The 23,889-nt window shown below is 70.8% G+C and carries 22 protein-coding genes, 2 tRNA genes and 1 riboswitch; of the genes, 14 read left to right on the top strand and 10 right to left on the bottom strand.

The window, feature by feature from the left end:
• Positions 1-137: 137 nt before the first annotated feature.
• Positions 138-1,526 (bottom strand): trigger factor, encoded by a 1,389-nt coding sequence (gene tig / locus AWQ70_RS22160; protein ID WP_067179104.1) that lies wholly within the window; start codon positions 1,524-1,526, stop codon positions 138-140.
• A gap of 195 nt (positions 1,527-1,721) precedes the next feature.
• Positions 1,722-2,588: a Sco1979 family transcriptional regulator gene (locus tag AWQ70_RS22155; protein WP_067179102.1), complete on the bottom strand. Its 867-nt coding sequence runs from the start codon at positions 2,586-2,588 to the stop codon at positions 1,722-1,724.
• Between the two features lie 265 nt (positions 2,589-2,853).
• Here AWQ70_RS22155 and AWQ70_RS22150 point away from each other — a divergent pair, with 265 nt between their 5' ends.
• Positions 2,854-3,330, top strand: coding sequence for an ATP-binding protein (locus AWQ70_RS22150; RefSeq protein WP_084517596.1), 477 nt, complete (start codon positions 2,854-2,856; stop codon positions 3,328-3,330).
• 98 nt (positions 3,331-3,428) lie between these two features.
• Here the strand turns inward: AWQ70_RS22150 and AWQ70_RS22145 are convergent.
• A tRNA-Gly gene (locus tag AWQ70_RS22145) sits at positions 3,429-3,499 on the bottom strand.
• A gap of 89 nt (positions 3,500-3,588) precedes the next feature.
• Here AWQ70_RS22145 and AWQ70_RS22140 point away from each other — a divergent pair.
• The 3 genes from AWQ70_RS22140 to AWQ70_RS22130 all read left to right on the top strand — a co-directional run bounded on the left by AWQ70_RS22140 (position 3,589) and on the right by AWQ70_RS22130 (position 6,395).
• Positions 3,589-3,662, top strand: a tRNA-Pro gene (locus tag AWQ70_RS22140).
• A 214-nt stretch (positions 3,663-3,876) separates the two neighbouring features.
• A complete protein-coding gene (locus AWQ70_RS22135; RefSeq protein ID WP_067179100.1) occupies positions 3,877-5,610 on the top strand; it encodes an ATP-binding SpoIIE family protein phosphatase in 1,734 nt (577 codons plus the stop codon).
• 89 nt (positions 5,611-5,699) lie between these two features.
• Entirely contained in the window at positions 5,700-6,395 is a 696-nt protein-coding gene (locus AWQ70_RS22130; protein WP_067179098.1) for a hypothetical protein, read from the top strand.
• A gap of 104 nt (positions 6,396-6,499) precedes the next feature.
• On the opposite strand, the gene AWQ70_RS42415 is transcribed toward AWQ70_RS22130, so the two are convergent.
• Positions 6,500-6,577 (bottom strand): 50S ribosomal protein bL37, encoded by a 78-nt coding sequence (locus AWQ70_RS42415; protein WP_373282358.1) that lies wholly within the window; start codon positions 6,575-6,577, stop codon positions 6,500-6,502.
• 150 nt (positions 6,578-6,727) lie between these two features.
• On the opposite strand from AWQ70_RS42415, the gene AWQ70_RS22125 reads away from it, so the two are divergent.
• The 3 genes from AWQ70_RS22125 to AWQ70_RS22115 all read left to right on the top strand — a co-directional run bounded on the left by AWQ70_RS22125 (position 6,728) and on the right by AWQ70_RS22115 (position 9,801).
• Positions 6,728-7,534, top strand: coding sequence for a DeoR/GlpR family DNA-binding transcription regulator (locus AWQ70_RS22125; RefSeq protein ID WP_067179154.1), 807 nt, complete (start codon positions 6,728-6,730; stop codon positions 7,532-7,534).
• Positions 7,531-8,592: a galactose-1-phosphate uridylyltransferase gene (gene galT / locus AWQ70_RS22120; RefSeq protein ID WP_067179097.1), complete on the top strand. Its 1,062-nt coding sequence runs from the start codon at positions 7,531-7,533 to the stop codon at positions 8,590-8,592. Before AWQ70_RS22125 ends, galT begins: the two co-directional genes overlap by 4 nt.
• Positions 8,593-8,664: 72 nt before the next feature.
• A riboswitch (cyclic di-AMP (ydaO/yuaA leader) is annotated at positions 8,665-8,840 on the top strand.
• A gap of 37 nt (positions 8,841-8,877) precedes the next feature.
• Entirely contained in the window at positions 8,878-9,801 is a 924-nt protein-coding gene (locus AWQ70_RS22115; RefSeq protein ID WP_067179095.1) for a coiled-coil domain-containing protein, read from the top strand.
• Positions 9,802-10,313: 512 nt separating this feature from the next.
• Here AWQ70_RS22115 and AWQ70_RS22110 read toward each other — a convergent pair.
• Entirely contained in the window at positions 10,314-11,618 is a 1,305-nt protein-coding gene (locus tag AWQ70_RS22110) for a M50 family metallopeptidase (RefSeq protein ID WP_067179093.1), read from the bottom strand.
• Between the two features lie 75 nt (positions 11,619-11,693).
• Positions 11,694-12,806 (bottom strand): PP2C family protein-serine/threonine phosphatase, encoded by a 1,113-nt coding sequence (locus AWQ70_RS22105; RefSeq protein ID WP_067179091.1) that lies wholly within the window; start codon positions 12,804-12,806, stop codon positions 11,694-11,696.
• A 121-nt stretch (positions 12,807-12,927) separates the two neighbouring features.
• On the opposite strand from AWQ70_RS22105, the gene AWQ70_RS22100 reads away from it, so the two are divergent.
• Entirely contained in the window at positions 12,928-14,172 is a 1,245-nt protein-coding gene (locus AWQ70_RS22100; RefSeq protein ID WP_067179089.1) for a GNAT family N-acetyltransferase, read from the top strand.
• 9 nt (positions 14,173-14,181) lie between these two features.
• Positions 14,182-14,343 (top strand): hypothetical protein, encoded by a 162-nt coding sequence (locus AWQ70_RS39120; RefSeq protein ID WP_157530231.1) that lies wholly within the window; start codon positions 14,182-14,184, stop codon positions 14,341-14,343.
• Positions 14,344-14,395: 52 nt separating this feature from the next.
• Here AWQ70_RS39120 and AWQ70_RS22095 read toward each other — a convergent pair whose 3' ends face one another.
• Positions 14,396-14,863, bottom strand: a complete 468-nt coding sequence (locus AWQ70_RS22095) for a ribose-5-phosphate isomerase (protein WP_067179087.1) — start codon at positions 14,861-14,863, stop codon at positions 14,396-14,398.
• Positions 14,864-14,982: 119 nt separating this feature from the next.
• Between AWQ70_RS22095 and def the strand changes: the two genes are divergently transcribed.
• Positions 14,983-15,471, top strand: coding sequence for a peptide deformylase (gene def / locus AWQ70_RS22090; RefSeq protein WP_067179086.1), 489 nt, complete (start codon positions 14,983-14,985; stop codon positions 15,469-15,471).
• On the opposite strand, the gene AWQ70_RS22085 is transcribed toward def, so the two are convergent.
• Complete coding sequence (locus AWQ70_RS22085) at positions 15,468-16,874, bottom strand: aldehyde dehydrogenase family protein (RefSeq protein WP_084517592.1); 1,407 nt, start codon at positions 16,872-16,874, stop codon at positions 15,468-15,470. The genes def and AWQ70_RS22085 overlap by 4 nt on opposite strands.
• A 126-nt stretch (positions 16,875-17,000) precedes the next feature.
• Positions 17,001-17,621 carry a mycothiol-dependent nitroreductase Rv2466c family protein gene (locus tag AWQ70_RS22080; protein WP_067179082.1) on the bottom strand — a complete coding sequence of 207 codons (621 nt, stop codon included), beginning with the start codon at positions 17,619-17,621 and terminating at the stop codon, positions 17,001-17,003.
• Positions 17,622-17,784: 163 nt separating this feature from the next.
• Between AWQ70_RS22080 and pepN the strand changes: the two genes are divergently transcribed.
• From pepN to AWQ70_RS22060, 4 genes are all read left to right on the top strand, one after another.
• Complete coding sequence (gene pepN / locus AWQ70_RS22075; protein WP_067179080.1) at positions 17,785-20,352, top strand: aminopeptidase N; 2,568 nt, start codon at positions 17,785-17,787, stop codon at positions 20,350-20,352.
• A 205-nt stretch (positions 20,353-20,557) separates the two neighbouring features.
• A complete protein-coding gene (locus tag AWQ70_RS22070) occupies positions 20,558-21,109 on the top strand; it encodes a LemA family protein (protein ID WP_067179078.1) in 552 nt (183 codons plus the stop codon).
• A gap of 2 nt (positions 21,110-21,111) precedes the next feature.
• Entirely contained in the window at positions 21,112-22,530 is a 1,419-nt protein-coding gene (locus AWQ70_RS22065; protein WP_067179076.1) for a DUF2207 family protein, read from the top strand.
• 25 nt (positions 22,531-22,555) lie between these two features.
• On the top strand, positions 22,556-23,530 hold the full coding sequence (locus tag AWQ70_RS22060) for a hypothetical protein (protein WP_067179074.1): 975 nt from the start codon (positions 22,556-22,558) through the stop codon (positions 23,528-23,530).
• Here AWQ70_RS22060 and AWQ70_RS39930 read toward each other — a convergent pair.
• Positions 23,527-23,886: a TPM domain-containing protein gene (locus tag AWQ70_RS39930; RefSeq protein WP_169808717.1), complete on the bottom strand. Its 360-nt coding sequence runs from the start codon at positions 23,884-23,886 to the stop codon at positions 23,527-23,529. The genes AWQ70_RS22060 and AWQ70_RS39930 overlap by 4 nt on opposite strands.
• Between the last annotated feature and the right edge of the window lie 3 nt (positions 23,887-23,889).

Genomic DNA, 23,889 nt, shown 5'->3' with positions numbered 1-23,889 from the left:
AGACAGCTCATGCCCCGTCGTGCTGCTGTTCGCTGACGGCGCATGGGGCGGGAGCACGCCGGAACCTCACTCCGGGGACGCGTGACCCCCGCCGCGCCGAAGCGCGACGGGGGTCTGGTGAAGCGTGTGACGGACGCCTACTCGGCGGACTCCGTGGACTCGCCGGCGGCGGCCTCCTCGGTGCCCTCGGCCTCCTGCTCGGGGTTGAGCTCGGCGTAGATGGCCTTGAGGTCGACCTCGTTGCCCGCCTCGTCGGTCACCTTGGCGGCGTCGCCGACGACCGTCTTGGCCTTCTCACGGACGATCTCCATCATCGCGAGCGTGAGCTGGTCGTTGTCGGCGAGGTGCTGGGCCAGCGTGTTCGGGGCGACACCCAGCTCCATGGCGCGGCGCACCACGAAGTTGGTGAGCTCCTGCTCGCTGACGCCGATGTCCTCGGACTTGACGATCTTGTCGAGGACGAAGCCGGCCTTCAGCGCCTTGGCGGCGTTGGCCTCGAACTCGGCGAAGCGCTCCTCCTCCGTCGTCTGGTAGAGACGGAAGAAGGCCTCGCGGCTCAGACCGCTCTCGGCGATCTGGTGCTCGAGGTTGTGCTTGCGGGAGTCGATCTCGGCCTTGAGGGCGCTCTCCGGCAGCGGGATGTCGAGCTGCTCGAGCAGGGCGTCGAGAGCCTTCTCGCGGCTCTGCATGACCTGCCCGATGAGCTTGTTGCGGCGGACCTGCTCGCGGATGCTGTCCTTCAGCTCGTCGAGCGTGTCGAACTCACTGGCGAGCTGCGCGAACTCGTCGTCCAGCTCGGGCAGCACCTTCTCCTTGACCGACTTCACGTTGATGATCACGTCGGCCTCGTCGCCGGCGTTCTCGCCGCCGACCAGGGTGGTGCGGAAGGTCTTCTCCTCGCCCGCCGACAGCCCCTCGAGGGCGTCGTCGAGGCCCTGGAGCACCGAGCCCGCTCCGACCTCGTACGACACGTCGGAGGCCTGCTGCTCGTCGAGGTTCTTGCCGTCGATCTCGGCACGCAGGTCCATGACGACGTAGTCGCCGCGGGCGGCGGCGCGCTCCACGCCGGTCAGCGTGGCGAAACGCTGACGGAGGGCGTCGAGCTGGGTCTGGATGTCCTCGTCGGACACCTCGGCGGCGTCGACGACGACCTCGGTGCCCTCGTAGTCCGGCACGTCGAAGGACGGGCGGACGTCGACCTCGGCGGTGAACTCGACCTGCGAGCCGTCCTCGATCTTGGTGACCTCGATCTCGGGCTGGCTGACCGGGAACACGTCGGTCTCGTCCACGGCCTGGCCGTACAGCTTGGGCAGGGCGTCGTTCAGGGTCTCCTCGAGAACCACCGCGCGGCCGAAGCGCTGCTCGATGATCCGGGCGGGCACCTTGCCGGGGCGGAAGCCGGGGACACGCACCTGCTGGGCGACCTTCTTGTAGGCGGCTTCCAGGCTCGGCTCGAGCTCCTCGAACGGCACCTCGACGGTGAGCTTCACCCGGGTCGGGCTGAGCTCCTCGACAGCGGTCTTCACGGGGTGGTCTCCTTGATCAAGCTTTTGGTGATCGCGGGCGCGCCAAGCACGGCTACCGCGGACGTCACGCGCCGCGCCCACATGAGCGGCTTGAAGCACCGCCGCCTTGGCACGACCCTCTGGGCAGGCTCCACTGTGGCGGGTGTCCAGCGCCAAGGTGCAGTCTAGAGCAGAGACACACCTACGAGCGACTGATCACAGGTCCAGCATGATCTGTCGCAGCATGCCGGTGGTCTCGTCGGGGGTCGTGCTGACGGCGCAGAGCCGCTCCATGACCTCGCCGTACCGATCGACTTCGTCCCGTTTGTCCAGGTAAAGCGCGCTGGCGAGCTGCTCGACGTAGACGATGTCGGGAAGATCGGCGTCCTGGAACCGCAGGATGCTGAACGCGCCACCCTCCGCGGCGTGTCCGCCGAAGCTGAACGGCATTATCTGGATCGTGATGTTGGGCTGGTTCATCAGGTCGATCAGGTGCTGGAGCTGGCCTCTCATCACCTCGACGCCGCCGATGGGACGGCGCAGTGCCGCCTCGTCGATCACCGCCCAGAACATCGGGCCGCCCTCGCCGTCCAGTACGCGCTGGCGCCCCAGCCGGAGGTCCACCCGCCGGGCGATCTCCTCCGGCCCCGCGCCCACCGCCCCGGCCGTGATCACGGCCCGGGCGTACTCCTTGGTCTGCAGCAGGCCGGGCACGAACTGCACCTCGTAGGTGCGGATGCGGGAGGCGGCCTCCTCCAGCCCGACGTACGCCTGGAACCAGGTGGGCAGCACGTCGTTGAACCGGTGCCACCAGCCGGGCTCGTTGGCCCTTTCCACCAGCTCCATCACCGCGGCGCGGGCCTCGGGCTCCTCGACGCCGTAGAAGCTGAGCAGATCGGCCACGTCGCGCTCCTTGAACCCGACGCGACCGAGCTCCATCCGGCTGATCTTGGATTCGGAGCCGCGGATGAGCTCTCCCGCCTCGTCGCGCGTGATGCCCCTGTTCTCCCGGAGCTTGCGCAGTTGTGAGCCGAGGAGGATTCGAAGCGCCGTCGGCCCGGAGCCCGGCTGGGTCTGTGTCACGGCGCCTCCCTCTCAGTCGATGCGTGAGATGCGCTGAGGGGAAGATCCGCGCCACACCTCAGCCCACACAGTGTCACCAGTTCCCGCCCCGATGACAAGGGCCGATCCGTGTGTCGGGCCGGAAAACGTCGTGTGCCGCTGCACAAGGCGATTGCACGTGCATTTGGGTCTTGCAGGGGCCGGTCGGCTGTCCCATCATGGCGTAGTGCATATTGGGCTAATGGTGCACTGACGTCAAAAGCGGCAAGCGGGAGGTACGGGCAGGATGTTGGAGAAGCCCATGCCCTCCGCCCAGTTGTCCCGCCGGAGCGTCAGGGAGATGCTGCGGTCCGCCGACGCCGCCGACAGGGCGATCTGCCCGCTCGGGCCGCAGGCCGACTCGGTGAAGACGGCCAGGGACGTCACCCGCTCCACCCTCGACGAGTGGGGCCTGTCCGAGCTCGGCGACGACGCCGCGCTCGTCGTCTCAGAACTCGTGACCAACGCGGTGCGCTACGCGCTCTATCCCGACGAGGGCCCGGACGAGCGCCCCATCACGCTGACTCTGGTGCGCCTCTCGCCGGACATCCTCCTGGCGGTGGCCGACCCGAGCGACGAGGTGCCGACCCCCAAGGAGCCGGACTTCATCTCCGAGCACGGACGCGGGCTCTACATCGTCGAGACGTACAGCCAGGCGTGGGGCTGGGACCCGCTCGACGACGGCGGCAAGGCCGTGTGGGCCCTCTTTCGCACATCCGATTGACCGGGAATGTCCGGCGGGACACGCCGCGTCCAAACACTCCGGACATGACGAAGGCCAGGCCAACCGATGCCGGTTGACCTGGCCTTTGTGTCGAACAGAGCGGACGACGGGAATCGAACCCGCGTAGCCAGTTTGGAAGACTGGGGCTCTACCATTGAGCTACGTCCGCGCGCGCCGGTCTTCATCTGGTCTAGACTTCATCCGGTCGTCAGGGCGTAAGCGTACCGGAGTTCCGGAGCGCTCGCGCAACCGACGCCGCGGGGCGTGGCGCAGCTTGGTAGCGCGCTTGCTTTGGGAGCAAGAAGTCGCAGGTTCAAATCCTGTCGCCCCGACAGGTTTCCGCAGCGTGACGGCCGCCTCCGGCATCGGAGGCGGCCTCTTCCGTGTCCGGCCGCCTTGCCGTGACACCGCCGGTACGCCGGCCGCATGGGGAGTGGGAACGTTCGCCGCGACTACCCGGACCCGTCATCTGGCAAACACCTGAAATGCGGCGGATCTTCTCTTTACGATTCGGGGGCATCTTCTGCCTCCCGGAGAGAAACGGATTTGAACCGCAACTGCCTGATCAAGGATCCCGCAGAGGGCAACCAGTCCGAGTGGCGCCGGAGCAGTGCGGTCTCGGCGAACGAGCGGCTGACCTTCCTGAACGAGGCGAGCCGCCGCATCGGCACCACCCTGGATCTCGTGGAGACGAGCCGCGAGCTCATGGACGTCGCCGTTCCGCGCTTCGCCGACACCGCGGAGATCCTGATCCACGACCGGCTGGTCGTCGACGGCGAGTTCCCGTCCCGCTCGGAGGACGGGACCGCGCTGGTCCGGCGGGTGGCCCTCGCGGTCGCGGACCACGACGCTCAAGCGTGGGTGCGCGCCATCCCGCTCGACGAGGTGACGACCTATCGCCCGGAGCTCCCCCACGCCCAGTGCATGGCGACCGGCACTCCGCTCATGTATCCGCAGATGGATCCCGACACGGCCCGGCTGATCGGCGGCGGCCTCGACCGGGAGAGCGTGGTCGCGGCCCTGCTCACCGGCACGTCCTTCCTCGCCGTCCCGCTGAGCGCGCGCGGCCGGGTGCTGGGATGCGCGGTCTTCACCCGACGGCCGGGCGGTGAGGCGTTCGAGGAGCAGGACGTCGCGGTGGCCGAGGAACTCGCCGCGCGGACCGCCGTCTGCGTCGACAACGCCCTGCTGTACACCCGTGAGCGCCGGACCGCCCTGACCCTGCAGAGCAGCCTGCTGCCCGCCGAGCTGCCCCATCCGCTCGGCATGGAGATCGCCTCCAGGTACCTCCCGGCCAGCGACCTGATGGGCGTGGGCGGCGACTGGTACGACGTGATCCCCCTGCCCGGATGCCGCTCCGCGCTCGTGGTCGGCGACGTCATGGGGCACGGCACCAGAGCCGCGGCGACGATGGGCCAGCTCCGGACGGCGGCGCGCACGCTGGCCAGCCTGGACCTGCCGCCCGACGAGGTGCTGTTCCGGCTCAACCTGATGAGCCAGGACCTCGACCCCACGCAGATCGCGACCTGCGTGTACGCCGTGTACGACCCGATCACGCGCGACTGCTCGATCGCGCGCGCCGGGCACGTGCCGCCGATCCTGCTCCACCCCGACCGGTCGACCGAGATCATCGAGATGCCCCCGGGGCTGCCCCTCGGCATCGGCAGCGAGCCGCTGGAGACGCGGGAGCTGACGCTCCCCGCCGGCAGCGTCCTCGCCCTCTACACGGACGGGCTGGTGGAGAGCAGGCGCCGGGACATCGACGCGGGGATCATGGCGCTGCGCCACCTGCTCGCGGGGCCGCTGCAGGACCTCGAGGACATGTGCGACCTGACCATCAACAGCCAGCGGCCCGGGCACGAGCGCGACGACATCGCCCTGCTGCTGGCCAGGGTCCGCGATCTCGACCCGGACGAGATGGCGTCGTTCCCGCTCTCGGACGATCCGCGGTTCGTCCGCACGGCCCGCCGGTTCGTACGGAACACCCTGGCGGCGTGGGGCCTGGCGGGGCTGGCCGACACCACCGAGCTGATCGTCAGCGAGATGGTCACCAACGCGCTCAAGCACGGGTGGCCCCCGATCGAGCTGCGCCTGCTGCGCGGCAGGACCCTGGTCTGCGAGGTCTCCGACGGCTCGTCGACGGCCCCGGCGCCGCGTTCGCCGGCCCTCGACGACGACACCGGGCGCGGGCTGCTGCTGATCAAGCGCTTCGCGTACCGGTGGGGAACCCGGCCCACTCCCCAGGGCAAGATCGTCTGGGTGGAGCAGCGTCTCCCCTGAACCGCTTCTTGACCGGCCGTTTCCCGGGGCCCTCCGTCGCCGGGGGTATCTTCCCCCGAAGACGCCTGCCGTACGGGGGGAGCGGTGGTGTGAGCGACACGGACGTGCACGCCGAGCTGTTCCGCCTGCGCCGGCAGCTCGCGGCGTCACGCCGTCCGTGCCGCCATATCGCGTCGGCGGTCGCGATCCTCCTGATCGCTCTGGGGTGCGCGCTCGCGCCGGTCGCCATGGTCGCCGTGTGGACGGCGGGCGAGGTGTGGAGCGTGGACGAGGCGGCCGCCGCACTCGAACAGCGCGGGCTCCCGATCGAGCTCGACGTGAAGCTGGACCACGTCAGAAGCCTGGTGGACGAGAGGATGCCGCGCCTGTCGCGCAGCGCCGTCTACCAGGGCCTGTGGATCGACGCCGGCAGGGTGGCGCGCAAGGGGCTGCGGGCGATCACGACCGGCCGGTTCGCGTACACGTCGCTCGGCTGGATCCTTCCCGCGGCGTCGGCGACGCTGCTGGCGACCGGGTTCCTGCTGACGCCCTGCCGCCGCAGGGCCGCGCTGGCGGCCGGTCTGGGGGTCGCCGCCTGCACGCTGGCGCTCGCGGTCGTGCTCTCCATGGCGAGGAGCGTCTACATGAGCACTGTGGCGTCGCACGGGCTCGATCTGGTGGCCGCCGAGCAGTACTTCGACACGATGACGCGCTTTCCCGACACCGGGATGCGGGTGCTGATGGTCGCCGGCCTGCTGACGGCGGCGGCCGCCGACTTCCCGCGGAGGGGCCGTCGTACGGGCTGACGCCCTCGGAGAGACCCGGCGAGGCGCCGGCGGGCGGGGTGGCCCCGGGGCACCCGTGCCCGCCCGCCGGGGCCCGAGCGGCGGAGGCCGCTCGGAACGCGCCCCTACCGACCGGTGGGCCGCTTGCCGTGATTGGCCTGCTTCTTCTTCCGTGCCTTCGACTTGCGCGCTCGCTTGCCCATGTCGGACCGCCTTTCGTCGTACGGCTGGTGCCCTCACTCTTCATCAGGGCGGCCCGTGGCGTACAGCGCCGCCATTCATATCCCCATGTTCAAACATGGTCGCGCGCTATCTGTGGCATAGTTTGTTGGAATCTGTTGATTGGAGTGGTGATGCTCGCCCAGCTACGGCAGCAGGCGATCCTGGAGCGGATCCGCAGGACCGGCGGCGCGCGTGTGGCGGAGCTGGTCCGGGATCTCGGCGTCTCCGACATGACGATCCGTCGCGACCTGGAGGTGCTCGCGGAACGCGGGCTCATCGAGAAGGTGCACGGAGGGGCCACGATCGCCGGGGCCGGCTCGACGGAGGAGCCGGGGTTCGCCGCCAAGTCGGCCCGGCAGCAGGCCGAGAAGGAGGCCATCGCCCGCCGGGCCGCGCGCCTCGTCCGCCCGGGCAGCTCGGTGGCGTTGTCGGCGGGAACCACCACGTGGACGGTCGCACGGCATCTCGCCGACGTGCCCGAACTGACCGTGGTCACCAACTCGCTGAAGGTGGCCGACGTGTTCCACCGGGGCGGGCGGCCCGACCAGACCGTGGTGCTGGTCGGCGGCGTGCGCACACCCTCCGACGCGCTGGTCGGCCCGGTCGCGGTCGCCGCCGTCCGCTCGATGAACGTCGACGTGCTGCTCCTTGGCGTACACGGGATGAGCGTGCGGGCGGGGTTCACGACGCCCAACCTGCTGGAGGCCGAGACCGACCGCGAGCTGGTCGGGTCGGCGCAGCGGCTGGTCGTCCTGGCCGACCACACCAAGTGGGACACGATCGGCATCAGCACGATCGCCCGGCTCGACCAGGCCCATGCCGTGGTGAGCGACACCGGCCTGCCGGCCCAGGCCCGCGAGGAGCTGTCGGAGCACGTCGGCGAGCTGCTGCTGGCCGATCCGTCCGGCGCCGGCGAGCGGGAGGACCAGGCCCGGTGAAGCGCACGATCACCCGCCTGGCCGACGGGCGCGAGCTGTTCTACTACGACCGGCGGGACGACGCCGACCGCGGCGCGGTGGACCCGCGCGACCTTCCGCCGCGCCCGCCCGCCTCGCAGATGCGCTACGACCCGCTGATGGACGAGTGGGTCGCCGTCGCCGGGCACCGCCAGACCAGGACGCACCTGCCGGCGGCGGACGAGTGCCCGCTCTGCCCCGCCCACCCCGGCTCGGAGATCCCCTCGGAGTACGACGTCGCGGTCTTCGAGAACCGGTTCCCCTCGTTCAGCTTCGCGCACGGCGACTTCCCCGACCCGGGCGGGCTGAGCGCGGCGCGGCCGGGCGTCGGGCGGTGCGAGGTGGTCTGCTTCACCGCCGACCACGACGCGTCCTTCGGCTCGCTCAGCCCGGAACAGGTGGAGCTCGTCCTCGACGCGTGGGCCGACCGCACGGCCGAGCTGTCCGCGATGCCGGGGGTGGAGCAGGTCTTCTGCTTCGAGAACAGGGGCGCGGAGATCGGGATCACGCTCCCCCACCCGCACGGCCAGATCTACGCCTATCCGTACGTGACCCCGCGGACGCGGCACATGCTGGATGTGGCGGCGCGGCACCGGGGCGGGAACCTCTTCGCGGACGTGCTGGCCGCCGAGCGGGTGGGGCCGAGGGTGGTGGCCGCCAACGAGCACTGGACGGCGTTCGTGCCCGCGGCCGCCCGCTATCCGTTCGAGGTCCACGTCTATCCGCATCGGCGGGTGCCGGACCTGCCCGCGCTCGACGCGGACGAGCGCGCCGCCTTCGGGCCGCTCTACACCGGGGTGCTGCGCCGCCTCGACGCGCTGTTCGGGACGGCCATGCCGTACGTCGCCGCCTGGCACCAGGCTCCGGTGGCGTACCGGCGGGACCTGGCCCACCTCCACCTCCAGCTCTTCAGCATCCGGAGGGCGCCGGACAAGCTGAAGTATCTGGCGGGGTCGGAGTCGGCGATGGGGGCGTTCGTCAACGACGTGACCCCCGAGGAGGCCGCCCGGATGCTCCGCGAATCTTGGGTAACGACTTGATCTCGTATGCGTTGCAACTTTAGGTAGCAATCAACCCTTTTTTACCACTACTATCCATCGCACCGGCTGTCACAGCCGGTGCCGCCTAATCCCGGGCGCCCCGCCCGGGAGCCGGGGACCCACGACGTTGTGGCGACCTCGTCCCGTTCCGGGACGGGCGCCGTGCACCTGGGGTGAAGGCACGCCAGTGCCCGGGCTTCTCCAGCCCGAACCCGTCAGCTAACCCGGCCGGCAGATGGAGAGGAGTGGGCTCTGCCCCGCGCGTTCCCGGCCGCCGTCGCCGCTATGACCGCCGCCGCCCTCGTCCTCGGTACGGCGTCCGCCGCCGCGGCCGCCCCCAAGCCGAGTGAGAGCGAGCTGAAGAAGCAGCTCGCCGAGCTGCGCACGAAGGTCGACAAGCTGATCACCGACTACAACGCCAAGCGGGTCGAGCTCGCCGAAGCGCAGCGGTCGGAGAAGGCCGCCAAGGAGCGGCTGGCCAAGGCGGAGAGCGACTTCGAGGCCGCACGACAGGAGATGGTGAGCATCGCGGGCCTGCGCTACCAGACCCAGACGCACGACCTGGGCCTGCTCGGCATGCCGGACCTGCAGGGCTCGGCCGTGCTGACCCAGCTCCAGGACGAGCAGGCCGTCCTCGTCTCGCGGTTCGCCACGCTCAAGGCGGAGCGCAAGGCCGCGGCGGACGCGGCGGCCGCCCTGATCACGGAGATCAGGACACGTTCCGAGCAGGTCGCCGCGCAGCGCAAGGACGCCGAGAAGCTGATCGCCGACATCAAGAACAAGCTCGACCAACTCATCCCGGTGGCGCCGGGCAAGCTCACCGGAGGCGGGTGGGCTCCGGAGCTGCCCTCCGGCGGCGACAACATCACCCCCCGGACGCGCCTGATGAAGGCACAGGTCGCCAAGCACTTCGACCTGAAGTTCACGGTCGGCTGCTATCGGGCCGAGAACGACGGCGGCGAGCATCCGCTCGGACGCGCCTGCGACTTCATGATGAGCTCGGGCGGGTCCATGCCGACCCCGGGCATGAAGGCCCTGGGCGACAGCGTCGCCGCCTGGGCGATCAAGAACGGCGCCAAGCTGGGCGTCAAGTACGTGATCTGGCAGCAGCGGATCTACAACCTCGGCAGCCCCGGCTGGCGGCCGATGTCGAACCGGGGCGGCGTCACCGCCAACCACTACGACCACGTGCACATCTCGATGTACTAGGCCGATGAGCCCGTGATCCGCGCTTATAAGGTCAGACAGACGACTCAGGGCACATCGAGGGCACTCGACGGTGCGGCGGCTTCCCCAGACCACGCGTTCTCGATGGCCACCCGCATCCGGTAGTCCTCACTGGACGGCCGCGTGCGCCGGCCCCTCGGGCGTCTTCCATGGCAACGTCAGCTCAACCGGCGGATACGCGGCGATATGGGCCGACAGCCATAGAGCGACACATTCCGGCAACGGGACATCTCGCACCTTGCCGCCCTTCAAGGGACGGCAGGCAGCCTTTGCGCCCTGATTGTCCACCCGCCGTCGCCCAGCCGATAGCCTGCCGAGTTGGAGCCGGGCGCGAGGCGCCCCTTCCTTCTTGCGCATTGATCCGGCGCTTCGTACGCCCCGACCCCGAGGCCACAACCGTCACCGTACGGAGTGACCGCCCCACCCCCCACGATCACGCGGGCGCGCCCCGCCTCCGAGGCGCGCCCGCCCGCGTGATCTCACGCCGTCCGGAGTCAGCCGGACAGGCGTACGGGGTTCACCAGGTCGGCGTAGACCAGCAGCCCGCCCATGACCAGCAGCAGCGCCGCCATCGCGTACGTGAGCGGCAGCGCCTTGGCGACGTCCACGTACCCGGGCATGGGGCGGCGGCTGATCCGGGCGAAGCCGCGCTTGATCCCCTCCCAGAGGCCGCCCGCGATGTGCCCGCCGTCGAGCGGGAGCAGCGGGATGAGGTTGAACATGCCGACGGCGAGGTTGAGTCCCGCGAGCAGGTTGACGAAGACCATGATCTTGTTTTCCAGCGGGGCCGACGACGCGGCGATCTCGCCGCCGATCCGGCCGGCGCCGACGATGCCGACCGGCCCGTTCGGGTCGCGCTTCTCCCCTGAGAAGGCCGCGTTCCAGACGCCCACCATCTTCTTGGGGATGTTGACCATGGCGACGGCGGTGCGCCGGGTGAAGTCCCACATCTGGTTGACGACGTAGCCCGGGCCCTGCTTCTCGATCACGATCGTCGGGGCGACGCCGAGGAAGCCGACGTTCTTCTCGATCTTGTCCGGGTCGTCCGGGGACGGGCGGTCCTGCGCGATCAGGTCCACGCCGACGGTGATCTCCTTGCCGCCCCGGACCACGCCCAGGTCGGTGCGGCCGGCTCCGTGCGCGCGGATCAGCGCGGTGGCCGCCTCCCACGAGTCGACCCGCTTCCCGCCGACCGCGACGATGTGGTCGCCCGGGAGCAGCCCGGCCCTGGCCGCCGGAGTAGCCGGATCCCCGGACCGGCACTCGCGCTGCTCGGCCTGGGTGGCCGGCACCACGCACTGGGACACCGTGGAGACGACCGGCTTGTACACCTGGACGCCGAAGGCCATGAAAACGACCGAGAACAGCGCGAAGGCCAGGACGAAGTTCATCGCCGGGCCGCCGAACATGATGATGACCTTCTGCCACCACGGTTTGCGGTAGAAGACGCGGGTCTCGTCGCCGGGGCGGATGTCCTCGGAGGCGACGGCCCTGGCGTTCTCGATGAGACCCTGCCATGGCCCGGTCGAGACGCTGCGCAGCTTGTTGGGGTCGTCGCTCGGCCGGGGCGGCAACATGCCGATCATGCGGATGTATCCGCCGAAGGGAAGCCACTTCACGCCGTATTCGGTCTCGCCCCGCTTGCGCGACCACAGGGTGGGGCCGAAGCCGACCATGTACTGCGTCACGCGTACGCCGAAGAGCTTGGCGGGGAGGAGGTGCCCGATCTCGTGCAACGCGATGGAAAGGAGCAGGCCGACGAAAAGGACCAGGAACCCGGCCAGGAACAGCCAGTTCATCAGCGAGTACCCCCGTGGAGGAGAAGTGTCTTTCCCTGCGTTGCCCCTTTTGAGGGTAGCCCACCTATTCCCGGCTCAGGGGCGCCAGATCAGAACGAGCGCGCAGTCGTCGTTGTGCCCTGCGGACATCGAGTTGACGAGCTGCCGGGCCCCCTCGCGGTATCCCGTGGGCAGCAGCCGCTCGGCCTCGCCCAGAAGGCGGTCCAGACCTGCGTCGATGTCACGGCCCGGCTGCTCGATGAGCCCGTCGGTGTAGAGCATGAGGGCGTCGCCCTTGCGCAGCACCCCGCTGTCGGGCTCGCAGTGGAGGTCGGGCACCACCCCGAGCACCACGCCCTTGGCGGTGGCCACGTGCCAGGTGCCGGTCCCCGCGTCGAACTTGACCACGGGCGGGTGCCCCGCCGACGTGATGACGTACTCCCCCGTGGACAGGTCGAGGCTCAGATGGGCGGCGGTGACGAACCCCTCGTCGCCGCGCTGCCGGTGCAGGTAGGAGTTGCAGGCGTGCAGGAAGTCGTCCACCGAGCCGAGCAGCCCGCCGAACGTGCCGGAGAGCATCAGCGCCCGGGTGCCGGCGTCCACTCCCTTGCCCGAGACGTCGACGACCGCCACCTCCACACGGTCGCCCTGCCGTACGGACACGACGAAGTCACCGCCGAAGGAGGAGCCGCCGGCCTGCTTGAGGACCACCTTGCCGCCCCAGTGCTTGGGGAGGTGCGGCAGCTCGCTCTGCCGCTTGAGCCGGTCGCGCAGCTCCAGCAGCATCGCGTCGCCGCGCAGGCCCTGCACGCCGAGCTTGCCGCGGGTGCGCGCCATGATCCAGGCGAGCACCGCGGTGAACCCGGCGGTGATGAGCATCCCCGGCCCGAGTCGCATGAGGCCCCCGGCCACCGCCATGTAGGCGAGGGACGCGACGACCGCGCAGAGTAGGACGCCCAGGCTGCGCAGCCGGAGCTGGAGGCCGCCGATCAGCATGAGGGGCACCAGCAGCGCCGGCGAGAACCACTCCGCGGACACCTGTACGTCGAGGACGCCGACGAGCAGCGTGGCGACCACGAGGATGATCAGGCGGTGACGATCGTTCGACGAACTCTTCCTTACCAGTCGGACAAGCGGCACCAGAAGCGGCACACGCACCAGCACAGTACGGAGCCGTGGAGGGATGAGCGGCGCCCGGCGGGAACTCATGATGGCCTCGACTGTATCCGCCCGTCGACGGTGAGGGCAGCCACTTGACCAAGGCCTAGATCACTGAGAACGCAGGGTTATTCGCTGGCCTCAGGCCTTTACACGCTCCTACTGTGAGCGGGTGACTGTCCAGATTCGTCCCATCACAGAGCCCGAATGGCCCGCATTCGTCAGAGTCGACCGCGAGGCCTTCAACTCGTCTCTCCCTCCTGAGCTGAATGACCGGATGCGGGAGCTGTTCGAGCTGGACCGCTCCCTGGCGGCGTTCGACGGAGACCTGATCGTCGGCACCACCACCGTGCTGAGCCTCACGATGACGGTGCCCGGCGGCTCCCTTCCGGTCGGCGGCGTCTCCGCGGTCGGAGTGCTCCCCTCGCACCGGCGCAGGGGCATCCTGACCTCACTGATGACCCGCCAGCTCGCGGACCTGCACGAGCGCGGCGAGTCCGTGGCCGCGCTCTACGCCTCCGAGGCGGCGATCTACGGTCGTTACGGGTACGGCAGGGCCGCCGACACCCTCTTCTTCCGCATCCCCACCGCGCGCTCGGCGTTCAGGGGCGACGCGCCCGTGGACCCGTCCCTGCGCGTGCGTCTGGCCGAGCCGGCCGAGGCGCGGGCCGACCTGGAGAAGGTCTTCGAGTCCGTACGGACGACCCGGCCGGGCCTGTACGACCGCTCCGACGCCTGCTGGCGGCTCGAGGTCCTGGCCGACGAGGAGGTCTACCGCAGGGGCGCGGGCCCGCTGCGGTGCGTGATCGTCGAGGACGACGACGGGCCGCGGGGCTACGCCCTCTTCCGTGTGAAGAGCGGCTGGACCGACCACAACCTGCCCGACGGCGAGGTCCTGCTGAACGACCTGTTCGCCACCGACCCCGCGGCGTACGCGCTGACCTGGCGGACCGTGCTGGACCGGGACCTGTGCGTGCGGCTGCACGCGTGGGGCCGGCCGGTGGACGATCCGATCGTGCATCTGCTGGCCGAGCCCCGGCAGCTCAACGCGGGCTGGCTGGACGACCTCTGGGTCCGCCTCGTGGACGTGGACCAGGCACTCGCCGGCCGCGCCTACGCCGCCCCGGTCGACCTCGTGATCGAGGTGGAGGACCGGGTGTGCCCATGGAACGCGGGACGTTTCCGGCTGGTCGCGAGCGGGGGCACGGGGACCGCGAAGGCGTCCTGCGAGCGGACCGGCGACCCTGCGGACGTGACGTTGCCCGTGGACGCCCTCGGCGCCGCCTACCTCGGCGGACGTCCCCTCACGGCCATGGGGGCGGCGGGCCTGGTCACCGAGCACAGCGAGGGAGCGCTGCACGCGCTGTCCACCGCGATGTCGTGGGAGCCGCGCCCGTGGGCCGGGCTCATCTTCTAGGCTCGCGTCATGGCGCTGCAAAGCTTGCAGATCACGACGGTCGTCGCGATGCGGGCCCGGGACGTGTCCCGGCCCACTCCGGAGCAGCAGGAGGCCGCCGACCGGCGGCTGCTGCGCGACGAGATGCCGCGGCGCGAGGTGCGCCGCGGCAGGGAGCGTCCGGAGGAATAGCGCGGGAGGCGGGCGTCTCCGCCCGCCTCCCGGCGAAACACCTCTGAGGCGACTACGGCAGCGGCGGCAGCTCGCCCGTCGTCTCGTAGTCGGAGAGCTGGCCGATCCTGCGGGCGTGCCGCTCGGCTCCCGAGAACGGCGTGGAGAGGAAGATCTCCACGAACCGCACCGCGTCCTCGACGGGGTGCATGCGGCCACCCAGGCTGATCACGTTGGCGTCGTTGTGCTCGCGGGCGAGCCGCGCGGTGTCGTCGTTCCATGCGAGCGCCGCACGGATGCCGCGCACCTTGTTGGCCGCGATCTGCTCGCCGTTGCCGGAGCCGCCGAGCACCACGCCGAGGCTGCCCGGATCGCCCGCCACCCCCTGGGCGGCGCGCAGCACGAACGCCGGATAGTCGTCCTCGGCGTCGTAGACGAACGGACCGCAGTCGATCACCTCGTGGTTCTGCTCCTTCAACCAGGAGACGAGGTGGTTCTTGAGCTCGTAGCCGGCATGGTCGGCACCGATGTAGACACGCACGCCCCAAGTCTCGCAGGTCCGCGCCGGAGACATGTCTTCAGGGCCTCCACTAAAGTAACAAGCCACCGCCCCCGTGACTCCTTACCGGGCCGCACGGAGGCCGACAGACCAGGAGAGTCATGCGCGAGATCCGTTACGTGGGCGACCCCGTCCTGCGCACCCCGGCCGAGCCGGTCACCGACTTCGACCGGGAGCTGCGCCGCCTCATCGACGAGATGTTCTCGGTGATGTACATGGCCGACGGCGTGGGCCTGGCCGGCCCGCAGATCGGCGTCGGCCGGCGGCTCTTCGTCTACGACATCAGCAACCGCAAGGGCCACGTGGTGAACCCCGAGCTCACGATCGACGATCCCGAGCAGGTCGTCGAGGAGGAGGGGTGCCTGTCCGTGCCCGGCAAGGAGACCGGCAAGCCGCTGTACGCGCCGACCGCCCGCGCCGCCGGGGTCACGCTCCGCGGGTTCGACCGGCTCGGCCGCCCGGTGACCGTCAAGGCGCGCGGCATGCTGGCCCGCTGCTTCCAGCACGAGTTCGACCACCTCAACGGCACGCTGTACGTGGACAGGCTGCCCAAGGACGACCGCAGGAAGATCCTCCTGCAGACCCCTTAGAACTGGATCGCCTTCGTCTCCAGGTACTCCTCCAGGCCGGCCTCGCCCAGCTCGCGGCCGATGCCCGACTGCTTGTAGCCGCCGAACGGCGCGAGCGGGTTGAACCGGCCGCCGTTGACGGCCACCTGGCCGGTCCTGAGTCGGCGCGCCACCTCGAGGGCCCGCTCCTCGGTGCCCGCCCACACCGCGCCGGCCAGGCCGTACGGGGTGCCGTTGGCGATCTGGACGGCCTCGTCCTCGGAGCCGAAGGGCACGATCGACAGGACCGGGCCGAAGATCTCCTCCTGCTCGATCGTCATCCCGGGGGCGACCCCGGCGAAGATCGTGGGTGCGACGTAGTAGCCGCGTTCGAGGGGGGCGTCGGTGCCGCCGAACACGAGGCGGGCGCCCTCTTCCTGGCCCCGGTTGATGTAGCGGATCACGCGGTCGCGCTGGGCGGCGGAGACCAGCGGCCCGAGGCGGGTGTCCTCGTCGAAGGGGTCGCCCACCGTGTACTTGCGCGCCGCCTCGACGGCGAGCCGCACCGCCTCGTCGTACTGGTCCCAGTGGACGAGCATGCGGGTCCAGGCCGAGCACGTCTGGCCCGAGTTGAGGAAGGCGTTGGCCACGCCCGCCTTGACCGCGGTCGCCAGGTCCGCGTCGGGGAGGATGACGTTCGCGGACTTGCCGCCGAGTTCGAGCGCGACCCGCTTGACGGTCTCCGCGGCCAGCGCGGCCACCTGCCGTCCGGCGCGGGTGGAGCCGGTGAAGGACACCATGTCGACGTCGGGGTGGGCGACCAGCGCCTCGCCGACGACGGGGCCGCGCCCGCTCACCATGTTGAAGACACCCGGGGGCAGGCCCACCTCGTGGAAGACCTCAGCCAGCTCGTACGCCGCGAGCGGGGCCACCTCGCTCGGCTTCAGCACGACGGCGCAGCCGGCCGCGAGCGCCGGGGCGACCTTGCAGATCACCTGGTGCAGCGGATAGTTCCAGGGGGTGATCGCGGCGACGACGCCGGCCGGCTCCCTGGCGATCAGCGAGTTGCCGACCCGGCCGCGGTCGAAGTCGTACTCCTCGGCGAGCCGCGCGTAGGTGGCGAGCACGCCCGCGGGCATCAGCGTCTGGACCTGCAGGGCGACCGGGTAGGGCGCGCCCATGTCGGTGGCGATCGTCCGCGCGACCCGCTCCGCCCGTTCCCGCAGCAGCCCGGCGGCCGCCGCGAGGATCTTGCCCCGCTCGGCCGGGGACGTACGCGCCCACGACGGGAACGCGGCGCGGGCGGCGGCGACCGCCGGCTCGACGTCGGCGGGCGAGCCGGCGGGCACGCGGTCGATGACCTCCTCTGTGGCGGGGTTGATCACGTCGACCCCCTCGCCCGAGGTGGACGAAACCCAGGCCCCGTTCACATATAGCTGACGCATGAACCTCATCCTCGCGAGAGAACTTCAGGTGGTGAGGGTGCGCCCCCGGCGCGGCGTCCAGGCTAACGCCAAAGCACAACGGAGCCTGACGAGCACTACAAAATTCGCATTACCCGATATGGCAGGTCAGTCGAAGATCGGGTCGCGGGTGCGGGACCGCTTGAGCTCGAAGAATCCGTCGGTGCCCGCGACGAGCAGCACACCGTCCCACAGCCGGGCCGCGTCCGCGCCGCGCGGGATGGGCGAGACGACCGGGCCGAAGAACGCCACGCCGTCCACCGCGATGATCGGCGTGCCGACCTCCTCGCCGACCAGCGCGATGCCCGCGTCGTGGGACGCGCGGATCGCGCCGTCGAACTCGTCCGAATCCATCGCCGCGACGAGCTCGGGGGCGAGTCCGGCGGCCTCCAGCGCCTCGGCGATCGTCTCCGTCCACGTCTCGGGCTTCTTGCGCCTGCCCCCGTCGTGGAACCGGGTGCCCAGCTCGGTGTAGAGGGTCCCGAGGACGTCCTCGCCGTACTTGTCGGCGGCCGCGGCGAGCACCCGCACCGGCTCGATCGCCCGGCTGAGCTTCAGGCGGTACTCCTCCGGAATGTCCTTGCCCTCGTTGAGCACGGCGAGGCTCATGATGCGCCAGCGCGTACGCACCGGACGCTCCTTCTCGACCTCGACCATCCACCGGGAGGTGATCCAGGCCCACGGGCAGAAAGGATCGAACCAGAAGTCGACGATCTTGGTGTCGGACATGAACGCGCCTCTCGCTGGGCAATGTGGTTGCATCGGTCCGTAACCGGAAACCGGATCTCGCTATTCCAGCGGCCGAATTGGAGGCGATTTCCGTCGTCATGGCATGGCAGGATCAGGTCAGCCCGTCGCGAAGGGGCGACGGGGCATGTGATGAGGAGCGGATGTGGCAGGCAATCTGACCCGTGACGAGGCCCGGGAGCGCGCCCGGCTGCTGACCGTCCAGTCCTACGCGGTCGAGCTCGACCTCACAGAGGGCGAGGAACGGTTCGAGAGCATCACGACGGTCCACTTCACCTCCAGCCGGCCGGGGGCGGACACGTTCATCGACCTGCACGGCGCGCACGTGAGGTCCGCCAAGCTGAACGGCGTCGCGCTCGACGTGGACACCTACGACGCGGAGAAGGGCCGCCTCCCGCTGCCCGGCCTGGCCGAGCACAACGAGCTGCGGATCGACGCCGACTGCACCTACATGCGCACCGGCGAGGGCCTCCACCGCTTCGTGGACCCGGTGGACCAGAAGGTCTACCTGCACAGCCAGTTCGAGACGGCCGACGCCCACCGGATGTACGCCTGCTTCGACCAGCCCGACCTGAAGGCGACCTTCGAGCTGACCGTGCTCGCGCCCGCCGACTGGGAGGCCGTGTCCAACGCCGCCCCCGACTCGGTCGAGGAGCTGGAGGCGCACGCGGGCCGCCACGGCGTGCTGCAGGCGGCCAGGCGCTGGCACTTCCCGCCCACGCCGGTCATGTCGACCTACATCACCGCCCTGATCGCCGGGCCGTACGCCGTGGTCCGGGACGAGCACGACGGGATCCCGCTCGGCGTCTACGTGCGCCAGTCGCTGGCCGAGTTCCTCGACGCGGACAACATCTTCGAGGTCACCAAGCAGGGCTTCGACTTCTTCCACCGCGTCTTCGAGCTGCGCTACCCCTTCGGCAAGTACGACCAGCTCTTCGTGCCGGAGTTCAACGCGGGCGCGATGGAGAACGCGGGCGCGGTCACCTTCCTGGAGGACTACGTCTTCCGCTCCCGCGTCACCGACGCGATGGTCGAGCGCCGCGCCGAGACGATCCTGCACGAGATGGCGCACATGTGGTTCGGCGACCTGGTCACCATGCGGTGGTGGGACGACCTGTGGCTGAACGAGTCGTTCGCCACCTACATGTCGGTGCTGTGCCAGGCCGAGGCCACCCGGTGGGGCCAGGGCGCGTGGACCACGTTCGCCAACGTCGAGAAGGCGTGGGCGTACCGGCAGGACCAGCTCCCGTCGACCCACCCGATCGCCGCCGACATCCCGGACATGCAGGCGGTCGAGGTCAACTTCGACGGCATCACGTACGCCAAGGGCGCGTCGGTGCTCAAGCAGCTCGTGGCCTACGTGGGCCTGGACAACTTCCTCGCCGGAGTCCGCGACTACTTCAACGAGCACGCCTGGCGCAACACCTCCCTGCAGGACCTGCTGTCCGCGCTGGAGCGCACCTCCGGCCGCGACCTGTCGTCCTGGTCGAAGGAGTGGCTGGAGACCTCCTGGGTCAACACGCTCCGCCCGTCCTTCACCACCGACGACGAGGGCCGCTTCCTCACCTTCGACGTGCTGCAGGAGGCCCCGCAGGAGCATCCGACGCTCCGCTCGCACCGGGTCGCGATCGGCCTCTACTCGATGATCGACGGCGTGCTCACCCGGACCAAGCGGGTCGAGCTCGACGTCGTCGGCGCCCGCACGGCCGTCCCCGAGCTGGTCGGCGAGGTCCGGCCCGACCTGGTCCTCGTCAACGACGACGACCTGACCTACGCCAAGATCCGGCTCGACGAGCGGTCGCTGGAGACCCTGATCAACGGCGGCATCACCGCGTTCACCGACTCGCTGCCCCGCGCGCTCTGCTGGTCGGCCGCCTGGGACATGACCCGGGACGCCGAGATGGCCACCCGCGACTACGTCAAGCTGGTCGTCTCCGGCATCGACTCGGTGAAGGACATCACGGTCGTGCAGGCGGTGCTGCGCCAGGCCCGGCTCGCCGTGCAGCAGTACGCCGACCCCGCCTGGATCGACGAGGGCATCGCCGAGCTGGCCGGCGCGCTCCGCGGCCTGATCGCCTCGGCCGAGCCCGGCTCCGACCACCAGCTCGCCTACGTCAACGCGTTCACCACGGTCGCGGTCTCCGACGAGGACCTGGCGTTCGTCAAGGGCATCCTCGACGGCACCGCCACCCCCGAGGGCCTCGCCGTCGACGCCGACCTGCGCTGGACGCTCACGCAGTCGCTGGTCTCCGGCGGCGTCCTGGGCGCCGCGGACATCGACGCCGAGCTCCGGCGGGACGCGACCGCCAAGGGCGAGCGCTCCGCCGCGATGTGCCGGGCGTCGATCCCCACCCCGGAGGCCAAGGCGGAGACCTGGGCGGCCATCACCGGCGGCACGCTGAGCGGCGCGGTGCTGCGCTCCACGATCGCCGGTTTCATGGACCCGGCCCACGTCGAGCTGCTGGAGCCGTACGGCGAGAAGTACCTGGAGGAGGTCGGCCGCATCTGGAAGACCTGGACGTCCGACAGCGCCCAGAACTTCGCGATCGGCTGCTACCCGGCCATGCTGATCAGGCCGGAGACGATCGCGCGGACGCAGGACTACATCTCGGCGACCGAGCCGCCGCACGCGCTGCGCCGCCTGGTGCTCGAAGGCGCGGACGGCATCGGCCGGGCGCTGCGCGCGCGCGAGAAGGACGCCTCCGTCGCCTGACCCGGCTCCATCCGATCCGACGGGAAAGGCCCCGGCGCACCGCCGGGGCCTTTCCCGTGTCCGCCTCCGGGCGGCGTCCCCACGGGGCCGGATGCAAGCCCGGCGCAAGCACGGCGCAAGCCACCGCGGGTGACATTGCGGCGTCGAGCCGTTTACAGGGCGGCACGCCGCGTCTACCGTGTGCCCGACCCCGAGGAGGCCCCCCGTGATCACACTCGTCGTCGTCGCCGTCGTCGCCGTGCTGCTCCTGCTCGCCGCCGTGTCGCTCTACAACGGCCTGGTCCGCAGGCGGGGCGCGGTGGACAACGCCTGGGCCCAGATCGACGTGCAGCTCAGACGCCGGCACGACCTGATCCCCAATCTCGTCGAGACCGTCAATGGATACGCCGCCCACGAGCGGCAGGCGCTCGAAGCCGTCGTCGCCGCGCGCTCCCGGGCGGTGGGCGCCCGGACCCCGCAGGACCAGGCGGCGGCGGAGGACGCCCTCTCCGGCGCGTTGAAGGGCCTGTTCGCGCTGGCCGAGGCGTACCCCGACCTCAAGGCCAGCCGGAACTTCGCCGAGCTCCAGGAGGAGCTGTCGGACACCGAGAACCGCATCGCCTACTCCCGGCAGTACTACAACGACGCGGTCCTCACCTACAACAACGCGATCCAGACGGTGCCGGCCAACATCGTCGCGGGCATGACCGGTTTCGCCGCCCGCGAGTACTTCCAGGCTCCCGGCGAGGAGCGCGGCCCCGTCCAGGTGCGGTTCTGACCATGCTCGCCTGGACGGCCGCCGCCGCGGCCCTCGTGCTCTGGCTGCTGCTCCTGGCCGCGCTGGCCGTCGCCACCCGCAACCCCGAGGTCGCGGCGGCGCCGCCGACCGGCGAGCTCGCCCCCCACTCCCCCGCGATCGTCGACCTGATCACCGGCGGCTGGCGGCTGTGCGACGAGGCCGCCTCGGCGACCCTGCTCGACCTCGCCGCGAGGGGGGCCGTGCGGATCGAGGAGATCGGCCCCGAGCTGTCCCTCGTACGGCTCCGCCGCGACCCCGGCGACCTCAAGCCGTACGAGAAGCTCGTCTACGACCACGTCAGGTCGCTCGCGGTGGACGGCGTCGTGGCGACCGGCGCGCTGGCCGAGGGGTCGCGGAACCTCGGCCGGTGGTGGAAGAGCTTCCGCAGGAAGGTCATCGTGGAGGCCAGGGCGCTCGGCCTGTCCCGGCCCCGATGGAGCAGGGCGCAGGCCGCCGTGCTCACCGCGGCGGCGGCCGTGCCCTCCCTCGCGGTCGCCGTCGCGGTGACGGTGAGCGACGACGAGCACGAGGGCGGCCTGGGCGGCGCGGTGGTGACCTTCGCCCTGCTCATGGCGCTGATGGGCCGGCTCAACGGGGAACGTGGCACGGCGAGCGGCGCGCGGGCCGCCGGAGAGTGGCTCGGCGTGCGCGGGCACCTGGCGGCCACCGGCCGGTTCGCGGAGCAGCCCGCGGCGTCCGTCACGATCTGGGGACGGCACCTCGCCTACGCGGCGGCGCTCGGTCTCGCCCCGCGCGCCGTGATCAGCCTCCCGGTCAGCGTCCCGGCCGACGACCGGCGGGCCTGGTCCGACTACGGCGGCATGTGGCACGTCGTGCACGTCCGCTATCCGCGGCGCCTCCTGTGGGCGCGGGAGCCGGGGCCGATGTTGTTCCGCGCCCTGGCCGCGGGATTCTTCGCGGGCTTCTGGACCTGGATCGTGCTCCTCGTCGTGTCGGCGGTGGGCCTGGCGCCCGACGCGCTCGTCCTCCCCTGCGCCCTCGCCGTCGCCGCCGTCGCCGCGGGCGTGCCGCTGGCGTACGCGATCGTCGATCTGATGGGCAAGGTCGTGGTCGAGGGGCAGATCGTCCGGCTCCGCCGCTTCCGCGTCGGCACCAAGGGCAACGACGACCCCAAGTACGCCCACTGGTGCGCGATCGACGACGGCCGCGCCCGCGAGGTGAAGGCGTACGGCATCGGCGCGGACCTGTGGGGCTCCCTGTCCGAGGGAGAGAAGGTCCGGGCCCGCGTGGGCAGGAAGCTCGGCTGGATCCACACGATCGAGGTGGTCGAACGGTCCCGGCTGCGGGGAACGGCCGGATACGACGACACCGGCGAGCACCGCGTGAACGCCCCCGAGAACCTCGGAGAGGTGCGGATCTTCGACACCCGTCAGGAATGACGGTGGGCCGTGAGAAGGTGATTCGATGAAATCGGCCAGGGACCTGTTGATCGCGCTCGCCCAGAGGTATTCGTTCGGTGACGTGGGAGCGCTCGCTCCCGAGGTCCTCGGTCCGGGAGGGCCCGCCGACGAGGTCGCCTTCGTGTGCGAGTTCGGCCAGCGGCTCCTCACCCTCGACGCCGAGGACTTCGCCGACGACAGCGACGCGCGCAGCGTCCCGGGCGACCTGCGCCGCCGCGCCCGCGCCTGCCACATGCCGCAGACGCCCCGTGAGCAGCCTCGCGGCGCGCTGGAGTCGCTGCGGCCCTCGTACGCGCTGCTCCTCGAGGTGATCGACATCCGCTGGCGGCGGCGCGAGCTCAGCGCGATGATCTCGGCCGTCCACATCGCCAGCGAGTACCTCCCGCTGCTCGCCTTCGAGCCCGCCCTCGGCCATGCGGGCGACCCGGTGCTCTGGCCGGAGGGGCTGCGCGCCCCGGGCAGCAGGTTCGGCTCGATCGGCGACCGGGAGTGCGACCACACGAGGTCGGAGCAGTCCGCGGCCGAGCGGACGCTCCGGGTGGCGGTCGAGCCGGGCCAGGGCTGGCGCGCCTACTTCGACCGGCAGCACAGCCAGGTCGCGGGCGCCCTCGCCACCTGCGTGGCCCGATGCCGCACCCCCTGCACGGCGATGGACTGGGTGCCCGGCAGGGACGATCTCGCGCTCCGCGCCCGGGTCGCGCTCGCCTTCGCCGAGACCCCGCTCGTACGGCTGCGCCACGCGGCCCCGGTCGGCCACGGGTTCGGCGTGCCGTCGCCGGAGGAGGTCCAGGAGGCGTGGCAGCGCAGCCGCTCGGCCCTGGACAAGAACGAGGTCGGCCACCGGGCCACCGAGGACGACGGTTTCGCCCTGCCCGGGCTGCCCGGCCTGTTCTCCGCCGTCGCCGCCTCCCCCGTACGGCCGGCCTCCCTGCTGGCCGACGTGTCCGCCCACCTGGTGAAGCTGCTGGAGGAGAGCTAGACCCGGGCGGCGCAGTCGGCGAGGGCGGCGATCCCGGTGATCAGGCCGCCGGCCAGGTCGCCCGCGCCGAAGGCGCCCACCATGGAGGCCGCCACCAGCCGGCACTCGGCGTCCGTGACGAACTTCCTGGCCCGCTCGCCCGTCACGATCTCCAGTGCCCGGGCCTCCACGTCCACCGTGATGAGGACCGCCTTGTCGGCGTCGTCGTCGAGCGCGGCGTGGAGCCGCTCGGCGAACTCCCGCCCGGCTCCGTCGGCCCGCCCCACATAGACGGCGAAGCGCAGCCCGGTGCGGGCCTCGGCCGCCTTCTGCACGGACCGGATGTCGTCGATCTGCAACGGGGTCAGCGTACGCACGGC

Origin of the sequence: Microtetraspora niveoalba (assembly GCF_001570405.1) — a bacterium.
Classification (GTDB): Bacteria; Actinomycetota; Actinomycetes; order Streptosporangiales; family Streptosporangiaceae; genus Microtetraspora; species Microtetraspora niveoalba.
Note: the sequence above shows the minus strand (reverse complement) of the source record. Positions and strands in the feature narration are given on the sequence as shown.

Excerpts from the sequence above, each read along its gene's own strand:
- AWQ70_RS22150 (WP_084517596.1), top strand. The coding sequence starts at position 2,854 with ATGTTGGAGAAGCCCATGCCCTCCGCCCAGTTGTCCCGCCGGAGCGTC.
- AWQ70_RS42415 (WP_373282358.1), bottom strand. The coding sequence starts at position 6,577 with ATGGGCAAGCGAGCGCGCAAGTCGAAGGCACGGAAGAAGAAGCAGGCC.
- AWQ70_RS22125 (WP_067179154.1), top strand. The coding sequence starts at position 6,728 with ATGCTCGCCCAGCTACGGCAGCAGGCGATCCTGGAGCGGATCCGCAGG.
- AWQ70_RS22115 (WP_067179095.1), top strand. The coding sequence starts at position 8,878 with ATGACCGCCGCCGCCCTCGTCCTCGGTACGGCGTCCGCCGCCGCGGCC.
- AWQ70_RS22110 (WP_067179093.1), bottom strand. The coding sequence starts at position 11,618 with ATGAACTGGCTGTTCCTGGCCGGGTTCCTGGTCCTTTTCGTCGGCCTG.
- AWQ70_RS22105 (WP_067179091.1), bottom strand. The coding sequence starts at position 12,806 with ATGAGTTCCCGCCGGGCGCCGCTCATCCCTCCACGGCTCCGTACTGTG.
- AWQ70_RS39120 (WP_157530231.1), top strand. The coding sequence starts at position 14,182 with ATGGCGCTGCAAAGCTTGCAGATCACGACGGTCGTCGCGATGCGGGCC.
- def (WP_067179086.1), top strand. The coding sequence starts at position 14,983 with ATGCGCGAGATCCGTTACGTGGGCGACCCCGTCCTGCGCACCCCGGCC.
- AWQ70_RS22085 (WP_084517592.1), bottom strand. The coding sequence starts at position 16,874 with ATGCGTCAGCTATATGTGAACGGGGCCTGGGTTTCGTCCACCTCGGGC.
- AWQ70_RS22080 (WP_067179082.1), bottom strand. The coding sequence starts at position 17,621 with ATGTCCGACACCAAGATCGTCGACTTCTGGTTCGATCCTTTCTGCCCG.
- AWQ70_RS22065 (WP_067179076.1), top strand. The coding sequence starts at position 21,112 with ATGCTCGCCTGGACGGCCGCCGCCGCGGCCCTCGTGCTCTGGCTGCTG.
- AWQ70_RS22060 (WP_067179074.1), top strand. The coding sequence starts at position 22,556 with ATGAAATCGGCCAGGGACCTGTTGATCGCGCTCGCCCAGAGGTATTCG.